We start from the raw sequence: 15,121 nt of genomic DNA on the forward strand, positions 1-15,121 counted from the left end.
CTTAATCCTCTATGCAAATGAAAAAAGGATCAACCAGAAAGAACTGGTTGATCTCATAATACGAACGGGCAGGATAGCTGGTTCGCGAAAAATAATAATGACTACTGTTAGGCGCAATAAGGTAGCGCCTATTTTTAATCTAGGGTAAGGAAAACTACTGTATTACATTTTTGCTTTTAAAATCATGGAATTTTCGTGAAAATAAAAGTATTTTCCTCTTAATTCACTTCATCCCCCTTTAATCATCCATGTAAAAAAGTGTTTTATTTATATAAGCTTATACGGAAGCGAAAGCTTTTTTAAGCGGCAAAAAATAAATAAAGGAGATTTTTTTCGTGAACTTAAACACTGCTCTTATAAGAAAAGGCGGTGCAAATGTGTCGTCTTCCAAACGTCTCCCGTGGGTCGGGTTGCTGGCTTTAGCCATGGCGGGATTCATCTGCATTCTTACGGAAAGCCTGCCTGCTGGATTACTGCCGCAAATTGCACAGGATCTAGGGGTCACAGAAGCTCTTGCCGGACAATTGGTTACTCTCTATGCGGTTGGATCTCTTCTAGCCGCCATTCCTTTGACAACGGCTACCCGTGGGTGGAGGCGCCGACCGCTTCTGCTGCTGTGCATCATCGGCTTTCTTGTATTTAACACCATCACCGCGTTATCTTCCGTTTATGTGCTGACGCTTGTCGCGCGTTTCTTCGCAGGTATCTCAGCAGGTGTTCTGTGGGGGATGACGGCCGGTTATGCGCGGCGCATGGTGCCTGATTCGCTGAAAGGAAGAGCGATGGCCGTAGCCATGGTCGGCACCCCGCTGGCATTGGCGCTGGGCGTTCCGCTTGGTACTTTTTTCGGAACATATACTGGGTGGCGTCTCATTTTCGGAGCTGTATCATTACTGACTGCAGCCCTTATTGGCTGGGTGCTCTGGAAGGTGCCGGATTATGCAGGTGAGCCTGCCGGTGATCAACTCCCTTTTCACAAGGTTTTCCTGATTCCCGGTGTACGGACGATTCTGTTTGTCGTTTTGGCATGGGTACTAGCTCATAATATTTTGTACACTTATATTGCACCGTATCTTGCGGAAACCGCGTTTGCTCAGCGAGTGGATTTGGTTCTTCTTATTTTCGGAATTACCTCGGTAGTCGGCATTTGGGTGATAGGCATGCTGATTGACCGTTTTCTAAGAATGCTGGTTTTAATCAGCATCACAGGATTTGCTGTGGCTTCTGCAGCCTTAGGAATAGGAATAAATCAACCTGAAATCATCATTCTTGGTGTTACGGCGTGGGGGCTTACGTTTGGAGGGGCAGCCACTTTACTACAAACAGCAATAGCACAAGCTGGGGGAAAAAGCGCAGATATAGCCCAATCGATGCTGGTTACTGCATGGAATGTGGCAATCGGCGGAGGAGGCATTATCGGCGGGCTTCTTCTCGAACTGCTTGGAGCCGGATTTCTTCCGGGCTCATTAATCATCCTGCTGCTTCCCTCTTTGCTTGCAGTTTGGCTAGCTAAAAAGCATGGCTTTCCTTCCTAAAGAAATCCATGAGTATGTGTAACATAAGCAAAAAAATGAATCCGCTGCATGGCGGATTCATTTTTTTGGGATTAGAGAATTACATCTTATGCAAGCAAATTCGTTTCTCCAATGAAATTTTTATAAGCGATCGGTGAAGACATTACGATCAGAGTCGTATAGGTTCCGTATTGATCGCACCGGTTTTCAAACTCTTCCAGCTCCTGGGTTGTTTCCGTAAGGACCTTCAATAAATAATTATGCTCTCCGCTTATCCGGTAACATTCCGTTACCTCCGGTGATGAACGACAAAAATCAAGGAAAGGATAGCAATTCCGGGTCCGAACAAGCATATAGGCTGTGCATTGCTTACCCACTTTTTGCGAAGAAATGACGGTTCGGTATTCCTCGATAACCCCCTTTTCTTCCATGCGTTTTACACGTTCCGTTACGGCTGGCTGAGACAGTCCCACCAGCTTTCCTAAATCTGTCATTGATAATCTCGCCTGGTTCTGCAAATGGAGCAGGATGTTTTTATCGATTTCGTCCAAAAAAATCGACTCCTTTGTTTTAAAAGTTATTTCTTTCAAATACCTTTAGAATCATCGAAAATTTCTTTATTTAACTTGTTTGTTTTATGCAAGACGGAAGAAATTATTTATATAATAAACACACTTGCTATAAATAATCAAGTAAATTACAGCAGGAGAGGATGAGAAGCATGAGAAAAATAGATCTGGAATTGCTGCATAAAAGCGTCAATGAGGTAATTGACCACACACTTGAGGAAAAAAGGATTGTGGGTACCGTTGTCCAAATTGCATTAGGCGGAAACCTTGTTTACAACAAACCTGCTGGTTGGGCCGACCGTGAGCAGAAACGACCGATGCAGGAGAATGCTTTGTTTAGATATGCTTCGGTAACCAAGCCGATCGTGTCAACGGCAGCCTTAGTATTAATTTCGCAAGGGAGATTGCAGTTAAACGATCTGGTTGAAAAATGGTTGCCCGCCTTTCGTCCCAAACTGCCAAACGGAAAATATGCCTCCATGACCGTTCACCATCTGATGACCCATACCGCCGGCTTAACCTACCGTTTCTTCCAAGAAGAAAAGGGAACTTATGAGCTTGCTGGGGTATCGGACGGCATGGATCTGGCGGGAATTACACTTGAAGAGAATCTGCAAAGACTCGCTTCTGTCCCACTTCTATATGAGCCGGGGAAAATGTGGAGGTATTCCATAGCAACAGACGTGCTCGGACAGGTCATCGAAAAGGTAACTAGAATGCCGCTAAGTGAAGCTGTACGGTTGCTTGTAACTCATCCGCTTTCCATGATGGACACGGATTTCAAGGCCGTGGACACGGACAGATTGACCACGGCTTACGCAGACAGCGCTGGAGAGCCCCGGCGCTTGCAGGATTTTGATACCGTTCCTTTCGTGGAGGGGACGGCAGGATTCCTCCTTTCACCTAACAGATTTACCGATAAGACAGCTTATCCTTCCGGAGGAGCCGGCATGATTGGCAGCGCAGGAGACTTTCTTAAACTGCTGGAAGCTTTGCGGCAGGGAGGAAATCCGATTCTGCCTCAGGCTCTTGTCGCAGAAATGACAACCAATCAAATTGGTAACCTTGTGATGCCCTATTGGCCGGGGAGAGGCTTTGGACTTGGTTTCACGCTGCTTAAAGACCCAGCGGATGCCAATACACCGGAATCGCCGGGAACGTGGCGGATGGGCGGTACCTATGGTCACTCCTGGTTTGTTGATCCGAGTGAGGAGCTTAGTGTTGTGGCGTTCACCAATACAGCACTTGAAGGAATGTCAGGCAGGTTTACAACGGAGCTGTGCGAATCTGTCTACAAGGGTATTCGAGGAGTTAAGTAAAGAGTAAAAACGTTATCTTGAACAAATATTCGGAATCAACAATTCCAGTCTAAAACTATATTTTCTTCATACAGTTATGCGTAGTTTATGAATTTCTTTTTATTTGAAATAAAGCGTTTACAAAATTGAAGTTGATAGGTTAATATATGTGTAACTTCATAAGTATAAACACTAACGTAATAGACGTATCACCAGATTTCTCATTATAAGATACTTATTCGGAGGTGCGAAAGAATGTTGAAAGCATGGAAAAAATCAGTACAGGGTAAATTCGCCCGAACAGCGTTTGCTGCCGTAACTTCGGCTGCTTTGTTGCTGTCCGTGGTGCCGTCCACATCGGCCGAGCATTGGGCGTTAACAGGCGATGTGGCAGTACATGATCCGTCCATCACGAAGGAAGGCAATGCATGGTATATTTTCTCCACAGGACAGGGAATACAGGTCCAAAGATCAGATGACGGCCGTAATTTTTACAGATTGCCGCAAATATTCTTGTCGCCGCCATCATGGTGGAAATCGTATGTACCTAAACAAACCCCAAATGATGTGTGGGCACCGGATGCTCAAAAGTACAATGGACGTGTGTGGGTGTACTATTCCATTTCTACTTTTGGGTCGCGTACTTCGGCCATTGGCTTGACTTCAGCAACGAGCATTGGCGCAGGAAGCTGGAGAGATGATGGACTGGTGCTGCGTACAACGGATTCTGACGATTATAATGCGATTGACCCGAATCTGGTCATTGACGCTTCCGGTAACCCGTGGCTTTCCTTCGGTTCATGGAATACGGGCTTGAAAGTGACTCGACTGGATAAAAATACGATGAAGCCTACGGGTCAGATTTATTCTATTGCTAGACGTACAGCTGGTGGTTTGGAAGCACCGCATGTTACATACCGCAACGGCTATTATTATCTGTTTGCTTCCATTGATAACTGCTGCAAAGGCGTAAATAGTAATTACAAAATCGTTTATGGTCGCTCCACCAGTATTACCGGGCCGTATGTGGACAAGAGCGGAAAAAACATGATGGACGGCGGTGGAACGATATTGGATGCGGGGAATGATCGCTGGAAGGGACCGGGCGGACAATCTGTCTATAACAACAGTGTGATTGCGCGTCATGCCTATGATGCCACCGATGGAGGAAATCCAAAGCTGCTGATTAGTGATTTGAAATGGGATTCAGCAGGCTGGCCTACGTATTAAATAGCGGATTACTTGAAATCATTCACAGCGATCTCACATAGGTATATCTAAAAACTGTTCCTCCTAATGGGGGAACAGTTTTTGGCTTGCAATGTCATAGAAACATGCTATTATGTATCAAGTTGATAATCATTATCATTGACGTTATCGTAATGAGAGCCATGGTGGCTTTCAGGTATGGAGGGAGTGACCTCACCGAATGCAGTCTAAAGACAGCATGGACAAACATACAGCTTCGACAGAGAGGACCGCACCTGAAGTAGCCTCTGTAGCCCGTCCGGTGCTCCGAGCGGGTAGGATTCGGCAGGCGTTGTTGTTTACAGCTTCTGCTGTATTGTTGGCCTTGGCCCTATTCGCTGCCATTTCTTTTGGAGCCAAAGACCTGACCGTAAGCACGGTGTGGTCGGCAGTATTTCACTATGATCGTTCGCTGATGACACACAGGATCATTCATGAGCTGCGATTGCCGCGTGTACTCGGTGCAGCTATCATTGGGGCTGCCCTGGCGGTTGCAGGCTCCCTGATACAAGGCATTACACGCAATCCGTTGGGGGATACAGGTGTGTTGGGCATTAACGCAGGAGCGATGTTTGTAGTTGCAGTGAGTTTTGCTTTTTTCCCCGATCTACCTTATGGGACGTTAATTATATTGTCGTTCCTGGGGGCACTGATGAGTACCTTACTGGTATTCGGGCTGGGAGCATCCGCGCCGGGAGGACTGACACCCATGAGACTAACGGTGTCTGGAGCTGTGACAGCAGCCTTGTTAGGTTCCATGACTTCGGGAATTGCGATTTATTTTGATCTAAGTCAGGATCTAGCCTTCTGGTATGCGGGTGGTGTTGCCGGAATCAAATGGTCGCAGCTTAAGATTCTTGCGCCGATTTTGCTTATTGTGATCGCTTGGTCTATGGGGCTCGCACGCTCCATTTCATTGATTTCAATGGGCGATGAGGTAGCATTGAACCTGGGACTAAATCTCAGGCGTATCCGGCTGTTGGGGTTGCTGACTGTGGTGGTCCTGGCTGGGCTATCCGTATCGGCTGCCGGGGCCATCGGCTTTGTAGGCTTGGTCGTTCCACATATTGCTCGCAAGCTGATCGGTGTGGATTATCGCCAGATCGTACCATTGTCTGCAATATTGGGAGCCGTGCTGCTAGTGCTGGCTGATTTGGGAGCGAGAATGGTGAATCCACCGGAGGAGCTAGCTATTGGAATTATGGTGTCTTTTATCGGAGTACCTTTTTTCCTCTTTCTCGCTCGTAAGGAAAGGAGGGAATTATAGTGAGTCGCTCTCTAGGGACAGGGGATACAAGAACGATCAAGGCTTGGCTCGTTTGCTTCGTATTGGTGGGAATCAGCTTTGCTGTTCTTGTGCTGGGTTTGAATACCGGAACGATTCGTATTCCACCGCTACGCGTGCTAGATACACTGTTTGGCGGCGGGAGCGGACGTGATCATATGGTCCTGTTTGAATACCGTCTGCCGCGGATTGTTGTAACAGTGCTGGCTGGAGCGGGACTAGGTGCAGCCGGGGCAGTCATGCAGGGCTTATCGCGAAACGCACTCGCAGATCCGGGAGTGCTGGGCCTTCATGCGGGGGCTGCGTTGGGCCTGGTGATGTATGTTAGCTTTTTTCGCGATCTGGAAGGATCAGTAGCCTTGTTCATTCCCTTGTTTACCTTTGCAGGAGGTGTCGTTGCGGCGGTACTGATTGTTATGTTGTCCTATAGTGGCAGCAGAGGAATCGTGCCTGTGCGATTGATTCTGTCCGGTATCGGTGTAGCCTCAGGGCTCAGCGCCATAACGCTGTATTGGTCGTTGCGGCTGGATGAGGATACGTACGCATTTACCGCACGTTGGTTGGCTGGCAGCGTATGGGGACGGGACTGGATACATGCAGTGGCTTTACTACCGTGGATTGTCATTGTATTGCCCTATGTTCTATCTCAGACACGTAGCCTGAATAATCTGTCGCTGGGTGATGAGACCGCAGCTGGAATTGGTACAAGTGTGAAGCGCCAGCGCTTGATATTGCTTGGCGCAGCAGTCGCTCTTTCGAGCGCCAGCGTATCCATGGCCGGAGGCATCGGTTTTATTGGGCTGATTGCGCCTCATCTGGCTCGCCGTCTGGTTGGACCGATGTATCAGCATTTGCTGCCAGTAGCCGCTTTGGTCGGGGTCGTTATTCTGGTCACAGCAGATACGATTGGTCGTTCGGTATTTCAGCCGAATGCGATTCCAGCAGGTGTAGTGGTTGCTGTGGTAGGAGCTCCGTATTTTTTATTCTTGTTGTCCCGAACCAAATGACAATAGGATTAGGTTACATATGAAATCTAAAGCTGCACATGATGCAGCGTGCGGAACAACAACGAAGTAGAAGTTTTGACGATTTACATTATAAAATAGAGCTTCTATAGTATAGGAGAGAATATTCATGAGAAAAAATAGATTTGAGGGTTCAGGGCTTAAACGTTCATGGGTAGCCCTGTCTCTTGTGGCATGCATGATCATGCTGTCCGCTTGTGGACAAGCAGCAGACAAACAGGCTAGCGATACGAAAGCGGACGATAGTGCCCAAACCACCATTAGTGCGGATTCGCGTATTGCCTCAATGTCTATTCATTTGACGAATAATCTGCTGGCATTGGGCATTACTCCAGCAGGTTCAGTTATTGGTGGAGATGTGAAGGATTTTCTGCCCCATGTAAAAGATCGTCTTCAAAATACTCGTAAGCTGGGAGTTGTCACAGACCCTGATATGGAAGCGGTACTGGAGCTTCAACCTGATCATATCTTCCTCGACAAAAAATATTCGGGAACTGATGTGGCCAAGTTTGAAAAAATTGCACCAACCGAGGTTTTTGATTTGGATGAAGGTACATGGAAAGATCAATTGAAAAAAATAGCTGCTATGGTTAAACATGAAGCACAGGCAGACACTTTTCTAAAAGATTATGATACACAGAGGGAACGGGTCAAAAAGCTCATTCATTCCAAAATCGGAGACGGGACTGTCATGGCTGTACGTGTCACAGCGAAAGAAGTTCGTGTCATGGGGATGAAGCGTCCAGTAGGACCGTTATTGTATCAGGACTTAGGCTTGAAGCCAGCCAAAGGTGTGGAAAAGATCAACAAGGCCTACCAGGTTGTATCCCAAGAGGTTTTGCCGGATTATAATGCCGATGCCATCCTGGTTATTATTAGTAAAGGTACGGATGCGCAAAAGGTATACAAGCAGCTGGAGGGGAATACAGTATGGCAAGGACTTAAGGCTGTGAAGCAAGGTCATGTCTACATGCTGGACGGACAGCCTTGGCTGGACTATTCCGCGATGGGGCACAAAATTGCATTGGATAATGCAGAACAACTATTTTCCAAATAAATGCTAAAGTACAGCAAGCCGTATTTCCCATGCATCTTCTTGCAGGTGGGGATACGGTTTTTCTGACGATCCCAAGCTTCAAGTGAGATAGCTGATTGCAAATAAAAAGGAGCTGCTACGATTCCGTTATGAGGCAGCTCCAGCACTGTGAGAATTGCGAGGTTATGAATGTTTTTTACGCAAAAAAATCGGTTTGAGTCCAATAAAGCCAATAGCCGCAAACACTAAATTCATCCATGGTGAGATTTTGAATACCGGCAGCACACTGCGCAGCGCAAGTCCGGCGACAAGAATGACAACAACCAGTACTACATACATCAAGATGGATTTAAAATTCATTTGGGGCTTCACGGGAGCATGGTCTGGTTGTTGTGTCTCCTCGCCTTCTTCAGGACGATCCATGAAATTCATCAGTGCTTCAACCAGCAGAATGGCACCTGCGGCGATGATGATGAGGGTGGAAAGGCTAATTTTTTCAAAAGGTTTGATATCCCCGCCTGTAAATGTGATAAACCAACCGATAATCGCCTGTGTCAAGAAAAACATGGACAAGGCAACCCATGCAATAAGCGTATAATTTTTTGCTTTATTCATTGCTTCCTCCTGCTTTATGATCGTATTCCAAACTGATGGAATCGCCATTTTGTAACAAAGACAGTATACGTGAGGAAACGCCGGATGGCAAAAGGCTTATCCATTATGTATATTACCGCCGCATTCTCCTCAAACTGGATACAGGGTGAGCGCATGGAGCAACCTGAATATAAAACGTTGAGAGGATGTGGCATCATGGAACTGGAGAACCAGGCAGATTATTCGGTCCAAAAACGACTGACAGGTGCTCCGAACGGGAACAGTGGGGGAGCCTTGCTTGCAAACGTGAGTCACCGGAGCGTTCAAGGGACATCTCCAACGTACCGTATATTGGACGATACTGAATTGGCTGAGGACACAGAATTTGCAGGTGAACTGGGTGAACAGAGCTACCGCAGCCTGTGGCATGAGGATCAAAATAACGGCGCCTCTTGTAAACTGGAGTGGGAGGGACGAGTCGAAACCCACCAAATGTTCAGGCACAGCTACGAATAGCAAGTCGTCTACTTTAATGTAGAGATTGCACTCTAATAAGCGAGTAGTATGGCGTTCTCCGACAAGCATTGGGGAGCGCCATTTCTTTACTTCCATATCGGTATGAACTGACAGGTTGACAAGGAAGCAGGGCGATGATAGACTGACTTTACTATAAAACTTATTAAACTTATCGGAATTAAAGTGAATGAATATTCTGGATGGATATTCCACGTTACTATATGAGCTTGAATGATGAAATGCTGTAATGAAGCTTGAAACAGGGGGAATCAGGATGGAACGGCAAATTGGAATTCGTTTTGAAAATGAGGAACTGGCCGCTACAATTCATTATCCAAACCGTACAAATGAGGGAGAGCGTCAAAGACGTGTTCCACTCGTTGTTATTTGCCACGGTTTTGTGGGCAATCGAATCGGAGTCGATCGATTATTTGTCAAGACTGCGCGTGAACTGGCTGAAGGGGGGTATTTTGTACTGCGCTTTGATTTTGCCGGTTGTGGAGAAAGCACTGGTGAATACGGCAAGCAGGGGCTCGAATCCATGATCAATCAGACACGCACCGTGTTGGATTACGCCGTGAATTGCGCGGACATTGACCCGACTAAGGTGACGCTGATCGGTCACAGTTTGGGGGGCGCAGTTGCCCTTCTCACAGCTGTTCGGGACAAGAGAGTACAGAACCTGGTCCTTTGGTCAGCTGTCGGCTATCCGTTCAACGACATTGTCAAAATTACGGAGCGAAGCGTATACGACGAATCTGTTAAAACCGGTCATGCAGACTACCTGGGCTATAAGTTCACACCAGCTTATTTTGAGTCATTAGCTCAATTCCAACCGTTCCAGGAGGCCGTTAAATTTAACGGTGATGTGCTCGTTATTCATGGCACCTCGGATGATATCATTCCTGTGGATTATGCGTTTCTGTTTCAAAAGGTATTCTGGATGCGACCAGAAGGACGCTGTGATAAGGAAATTATTTTTCAGGGAGATCACACTTTCTCATCAGGTAAAGAGCGGCAACAGCTGATTGACCGCACACTGGAATGGCTGGATGAACAAGAAAATATTCAACGGGATTGGCAGCACTGGATGATCTGATTTCAGGGTGTAACGGTTTGTATTGGAAATTGTGCCTCCGCCGGAGTAAAATGAAAGAGTAACACTATACTGGCGTGTGGAGGTTGGCAGCGATGACATTACCCTCAATTTTTGTTGCGCATGGTTCACCGACACTGGCTGTAGAAAATAACGCATATACCAGTTTTCTTGCAAAGCTGGGCGCGAGCCTGCCCCGACCCAAAGGAATTGTCATTTTTTCCGCGCATTGGGATAGCCCCGATCAATGTATCGGCGCGGATGATCAGCATGCAGCGTTGCACGATTTCTACGGCTTTCCTGAAGAAATGTACACTCTTGATTACCCTGCACCAGGCGATCCAAAGCTGTATGAGGAGATAGGGCATCTGTTCAGTCAGCATAACCTGTTCCACCAGCCGGTTCGGAACCGGGGACTGGATCATGGAGCATGGGTGGTTTTGCGGCATATATATCCTGATGCGGACATACCGGTCGTACCCTTATCCATTGATTCACGGCGCGATCCTCAGGAGCAATACGAGATTGGACGGATGCTGGCGCCACTGCGTGATCAAGGGATTTTGATCCTCGGTAGTGGAGGCTTGGTCCACAACTTGCGGACACTCAAGCAGACGAGTGAGCCAGCCGATTGGGCCGTTCAATATGATGACTGGATCGCACAGCAGCTTCAAGACTGGAATTTGCGTCATCTGTTCCAATATGACAAGAAGGCTCCGTATGCCAAGCAGGCGGTTCCTTCGTATGGAATAGAGCATTTTTCACCATTGTTTTACGTGATGGGAGCTGCGGATCGTGATCGCTCCGCGCGTAAGCTATTTCAGTCGTATGTCCTTGGCTCATTGAGTCTCAATTGTTGGGCTTTTGGTCAAGAAAGTGATCTGTAAATGTAAGAAAAAGAACTTCCGAAACCACATGGTGTGTGGGGTTGGAAGTTCTTTTGGTCTGTTCCTCTTTGATTAATTAGCAGGCACGTTCTTTTTTAGCCAGGCGGATACTTGCGTAGTTCGCTTATCTTCATTTTGATCTAGTAGTGTCATAAATGCCTTTAGCTTTTGAATGTAGGGACTCTTCGAATCCCTGTTGCGCTGAACGACGAGCTGATATCCTTTTTTGGCATTGGGGCGAATCTTGTTGGTGTCATCATCGAATAATGGTGTATTGTTCGTACCATAAAAAGTATAGAAGAAATAGAGATCATGTAATGATTTGACTGCTTGTGTACGATTGGAATGTGGATATTGGGTTATAAACGACTCTTGCGCCAGCACTCTTCCGGCTAACTGTTGATAACCGATGTGTAATGCTGCATCCTTGGTAGCCGGCTGTCCAGATTCCGTCGCCATGATGTCAATATAGTCTCGGATATCTGCGGTAATGTTATTTCCGAATACTTTATATTTCTCATAATTGATGACTGGGTAAAACATGCCTTCTGCGGTTTCAAGTTTGTAGCCGGCATCTCTTGATTGAGTGAGTAGCTTTTTCAGCTTTGTATCACTTGTCCGGCTCATTACATTAGTGAACGAATCACCAGGTTTATAGACTTGATTAATCTTAGTTTGAATAGAGATCGGATATAAGGCCTGTGCATATGAATCCAATTGCTGTTTTTGTGCATTTTCCAAGTGTAGCACTAGGATGGTAGCTTGAGAGGCCGGAATGGATTGGATATGCTTTTGTAAATAAGTGAATGCCTGAGGTAACTTGCCTGGTTGGCGTAGTAGCTGCTCGAAGGTTTTCGAAATATGTTGCACACCTTCTGCTTGAGATATTGTAGTAGATGTCGCTGCTTTGGCTGATGTCGTAGATCCCAATCCGATCGTCTGTACTGTGAAAGTTACTGCTGCGAGCATGAGGTAGGCTTTGGTGATTTTTTTCATGATATAACCCTCCATTGCGTTCTTTGATGTAACTGTAGTGTACAGGGTAAATGTATCGTGAACATTCCATGTTGTATCCAACTTGTAAACGTTTGTGGGGGAAGATGAATCCGAAAAAGGAGTCTCCAAGTCAGAGTGGACTTGAGGACTCCTTTGTTCATTTAAATAGAGGAGGGGCAGCATGGTCACACATACAAGCAGCATAGCTGCACAAAAACACCGAAGAGAAGGAGCATAGCTGCAAAAAAACACCAAAGAGAAGCAGCATAGCTGCAAAAAACACCAAAGAGAAGGAGCATAGCTGCAAAAAACACCAAAGAGAAGCAGCATAGCTGCACAAAAAAACAACCATTAGCCAGAGGATAACGGTTGTTTTTTTGGATAGTTAAGCTATTTTTCGATTGGGGTCCGTTTGATAAGTATCTTTATTTTTACCAAACAGTCCACGCAGGAAGGGCAGTACCCAACGGTCAAAGCCGATTCTTCCGGCATTTGCACCAGCAACGATAAGGAAGATTTCAACCAGCAGGTAGATTGCATTGGTGCTTACTGTGCCCGAGAACAGGAACGAGAAGTTCATAACCATAGCCATCAAAGTAGCCAGTGTAGTCAATGTACCAAGCAGTAGGCCAACCCCGACCAAGAACTCACCCAATGGGATCAGGACGTTGAACAAACCGACATTCGGCAGAGCAAAGGCTTCAAGGAACGATCCCCACCAGCCTTGTACAGCGGGATGATCTCCACCTGTTTTAGCAATGGCCCCCGAGATAAATCCACCTGCATCGAATCCGCCAGTCAGCTTTTCAAGTCCGTGGGTCATCCATTCATAACCTAGATAAACCCGTACTACAGTCAGCAGCCACATTGCTACTTTGTTCTCACGTAACCAGTTGTTAAACATTTAAACCACTCCTCTTTCTTAATCTATAATGATGGGTTGTATTTCATTTTGTTTGGGATGATCATCTTTGCTACACCTTTATTGTATTAGGTTCAGTTACAGTTATTTGTGATAAAAATCACAAAGTCTAAATATTTTTTTAAATTTTAATGTCTTCAGATAAGTATTCTATAGAGAGGTAATGCCTCAATCAAGACAAAAACAGGAAATAAAGCTTATAATGAGAAAAATAACTATGTGGAGGGATGAACTTGTCCGGGCCCATGTCTCAACGAAATCATTGGCTGCGTGTGATGACCTCAGCTCTGTTATGCATGACAATGATGTCTTGTTCTGCTTTGTCCAATACGGGTGAATCTGAATCCGTTCCCAAACCAACCCAGCAAGAAACAGAGAAAAAGGTGCTTGAACCACCTAAGGAGCCATCTGTTCCGGCATTTACAGCTCCGCTTACCGGGCTTCCGGTGGAGCAGCCTGTTATAGAGCGGCCGCTGGCTGTCATGATTAACAATGCTCCGGCTGCGCGTCCACAGGCGGGGCTTAGCCAGGCAGACATGGTATATGAAGTTCTTGCAGAAGGCGGAATTACCCGTTTGGTAGCTTTTTTCCAAAGTCATGGTGGTGATGTGAAGATCGGTCCGGTCCGAAGCATCCGACCGTATTTGATTGAACTGGGCGAAACCTATGGTGCGTTGCCGATACATGCAGGGGGAAGTACAGATGCCTATGCGATTTTACAGCAGCAGCGGAAGGAGCATCTGGACGAGATTTCAAATGGAGGGGCTTACTTCTGGCGAAGCAAAGACCGTCGTCCTCCACATAATTTATACACAGATGTGAGCAGACTGCGTAAAGGAAGCGATAGCAAAGGGTATGCCAAGCAGACGGAGGTTCCAGTATATCGTTATCTTAAAACTGGCGAAACTCCAGTTATGGTGGACGAGAGTGCCGCCTCTTTGCACATCCGATTTTTGTTAAAAAGCTATCGCGTATCTTATACCTATGATCCAGCTGATCAACGATATAAGCGTTTTGTGAACGAAAAGTCACATCTAGATCAAAATAATAATCAACAGCTCTCAGCGGCCAATGTGATTGTGATGAGCACGAGGCATCGAACATTGGATGATGTAGGTAGACTAAGTGTTGAGCTGGACGGTAGCGGAGAAGCCATGGTGTTTCAACAAGGAAAGCTAATACGTGCTGAATGGCAGCATATATCTGGCGATGCGATTCGGTTTATGAAAAATGGGGTTGAAATCCCGTTAACGCCAGGTACATCCTATATACATGTGGTACCTGCAGATACTTCACTAGCCGAACATGTAACAATAGAAGCAAATTAGAAAACGTAATACTCCTTTTTAGGGAAAAATTGTCGGATAATGACCTTCCATGTCGGGCATTGTATACGTATATCTAGAAATTTGCTTTTACAAACATTACAAAAACATTGATGAGTGTGATAAGATAGCAAAGGTTGTCTATTGCAGTCGAAACAGGTTGCGGATATTTTCGTAAAGGGGTAATCGTTATGAGATTGAAGAAAAAGGATATATTCTTCGAGACGTTGGAAAATATGGCAGATACGATCGTGCAAGCAGCCGATTATTTTGCCCAACATACTTCAAATCTTCAAGATGTGACTTTGTTTACCAATGAGATGAAGAAGTATGAAAATAAGTGTGATGATTACACACACACGATTATTACTGAGTTGAACAAGACCTTCATTACGCCGCTCGAACGCGACGACATCATGGAACTGACAACGACCATGGATGATGTGCTGGACGGTCTTGAAGCGACAGCCTCTCGTTTTTATATGTACAACATTACAGAGCCGGACGAGTATATTGTGCAGTTCGCTGATATTTTGCGTCAATCAGCTTACGAAATTCAAAAGGCTGTACATTTGCTTTCACAGAAAAAATTGCTGGCTATTCGTGAATACACCATTCGCCTGAATGATTTGGAAAATCAGGGGGATGAATTACTGCGTATTTGCATCAAAAACCTGTTTGCAACTGTAACTGATCCTATTGAGCTGATTAAACGCAAAGAATTGTACGAACGCCTTGAAACGACAACGGATTCATGCGAGGATGTTGCAAATATGCTGGAATCCATCATTATGCGTAACTCGTAAGGGA

Annotated in this window: 15 protein-coding genes; 11 read left to right on the top strand and 4 right to left on the bottom strand. The window is 45.9% G+C overall.

The window, feature by feature from the left end; translation table 11 throughout:
- Positions 1 to 335: 335 nt before the first annotated feature.
- Positions 336 to 1,535, top strand: coding sequence for an MFS transporter (locus HFD99_RS19865; RefSeq protein ID WP_031462903.1), 1,200 nt, complete (start codon positions 336 to 338; stop codon positions 1,533 to 1,535).
- An 86-nt stretch (positions 1,536 to 1,621) separates the two neighbouring features.
- Here HFD99_RS19865 and HFD99_RS19870 read toward each other — a convergent pair whose 3' ends face one another.
- Positions 1,622 to 2,065, bottom strand: coding sequence for an Lrp/AsnC family transcriptional regulator (locus tag HFD99_RS19870; protein ID WP_017426192.1), 444 nt, complete (start codon positions 2,063 to 2,065; stop codon positions 1,622 to 1,624).
- Positions 2,066 to 2,235: 170 nt separating this feature from the next.
- Here HFD99_RS19870 and HFD99_RS19875 point away from each other — a divergent pair, with 170 nt between their 5' ends.
- The 5 genes from HFD99_RS19875 to HFD99_RS19895 all read left to right on the top strand — a co-directional run bounded on the left by HFD99_RS19875 (position 2,236) and on the right by HFD99_RS19895 (position 7,996).
- The gene (locus HFD99_RS19875; protein WP_123796800.1) at positions 2,236 to 3,402 is read left to right on the top strand and encodes a serine hydrolase domain-containing protein; all 1,167 of its coding nucleotides are present in this window, start codon (positions 2,236 to 2,238) and stop codon (positions 3,400 to 3,402) included.
- Positions 3,403 to 3,636: 234 nt separating this feature from the next.
- On the top strand, positions 3,637 to 4,611 hold the full coding sequence (locus HFD99_RS19880; RefSeq protein ID WP_123796801.1) for a glycoside hydrolase family 43 protein: 975 nt from the start codon (positions 3,637 to 3,639) through the stop codon (positions 4,609 to 4,611).
- A 217-nt stretch (positions 4,612 to 4,828) separates the two neighbouring features.
- Positions 4,829 to 5,896, top strand: a complete 1,068-nt coding sequence (locus tag HFD99_RS19885) for a FecCD family ABC transporter permease (protein WP_375761837.1) — start codon at positions 4,829 to 4,831, stop codon at positions 5,894 to 5,896.
- The gene (locus HFD99_RS19890) at positions 5,896 to 6,921 is read left to right on the top strand and encodes a FecCD family ABC transporter permease (RefSeq protein WP_123796803.1); all 1,026 of its coding nucleotides are present in this window, start codon (positions 5,896 to 5,898) and stop codon (positions 6,919 to 6,921) included. Before HFD99_RS19885 ends, HFD99_RS19890 begins: the two co-directional genes overlap by 1 nt.
- A 127-nt stretch (positions 6,922 to 7,048) precedes the next feature.
- A complete protein-coding gene (locus tag HFD99_RS19895; RefSeq protein WP_017426197.1) occupies positions 7,049 to 7,996 on the top strand; it encodes an ABC transporter substrate-binding protein in 948 nt (315 codons plus the stop codon).
- Positions 7,997 to 8,158: 162 nt separating this feature from the next.
- Here the strand turns inward: HFD99_RS19895 and HFD99_RS19900 are convergent, their stop codons facing one another.
- The gene (locus tag HFD99_RS19900; RefSeq protein WP_017426198.1) at positions 8,159 to 8,590 is read right to left on the bottom strand and encodes a hypothetical protein; all 432 of its coding nucleotides are present in this window, start codon (positions 8,588 to 8,590) and stop codon (positions 8,159 to 8,161) included.
- Between the two features lie 195 nt (positions 8,591 to 8,785).
- Between HFD99_RS19900 and HFD99_RS19905 the strand changes: the two genes are divergently transcribed.
- From HFD99_RS19905 to HFD99_RS19915, 3 genes are all read left to right on the top strand, one after another.
- A complete protein-coding gene (locus HFD99_RS19905; protein ID WP_025364061.1) occupies positions 8,786 to 9,085 on the top strand; it encodes a hypothetical protein in 300 nt (99 codons plus the stop codon).
- Between the two features lie 274 nt (positions 9,086 to 9,359).
- Positions 9,360 to 10,184 (top strand): alpha/beta hydrolase, encoded by an 825-nt coding sequence (locus HFD99_RS19910; RefSeq protein WP_016819801.1) that lies wholly within the window; start codon positions 9,360 to 9,362, stop codon positions 10,182 to 10,184.
- A 92-nt stretch (positions 10,185 to 10,276) separates the two neighbouring features.
- Positions 10,277 to 11,068 carry a dioxygenase family protein gene (locus HFD99_RS19915; RefSeq protein ID WP_123796804.1) on the top strand — a complete coding sequence of 264 codons (792 nt, stop codon included), beginning with the start codon at positions 10,277 to 10,279 and terminating at the stop codon, positions 11,066 to 11,068.
- A gap of 72 nt (positions 11,069 to 11,140) precedes the next feature.
- Here HFD99_RS19915 and HFD99_RS19920 read toward each other — a convergent pair whose 3' ends face one another.
- Positions 11,141 to 12,064 carry a hypothetical protein gene (locus HFD99_RS19920; RefSeq protein ID WP_123796805.1) on the bottom strand — a complete coding sequence of 308 codons (924 nt, stop codon included), beginning with the start codon at positions 12,062 to 12,064 and terminating at the stop codon, positions 11,141 to 11,143.
- Between the two features lie 385 nt (positions 12,065 to 12,449).
- Positions 12,450 to 12,968, bottom strand: a complete 519-nt coding sequence (locus HFD99_RS19925) for a DoxX family membrane protein (protein WP_013369513.1) — start codon at positions 12,966 to 12,968, stop codon at positions 12,450 to 12,452.
- 251 nt (positions 12,969 to 13,219) lie between these two features.
- Here HFD99_RS19925 and HFD99_RS19930 point away from each other — a divergent pair, with 251 nt between their 5' ends.
- Complete coding sequence (locus HFD99_RS19930) at positions 13,220 to 14,314, top strand: DUF3048 domain-containing protein (RefSeq protein WP_123796806.1); 1,095 nt, start codon at positions 13,220 to 13,222, stop codon at positions 14,312 to 14,314.
- A 188-nt stretch (positions 14,315 to 14,502) separates the two neighbouring features.
- A complete protein-coding gene (locus tag HFD99_RS19935; protein WP_007428879.1) occupies positions 14,503 to 15,117 on the top strand; it encodes a DUF47 domain-containing protein in 615 nt (204 codons plus the stop codon).
- Positions 15,118 to 15,121: the final 4 nt, after the last annotated feature.

Origin of the sequence: Paenibacillus sp. EKM301P, from assembly GCF_011800295.1 — a bacterium.
GTDB classification, from domain to species: Bacteria; Bacillota; Bacilli; order Paenibacillales; family Paenibacillaceae; genus Paenibacillus; species Paenibacillus polymyxa.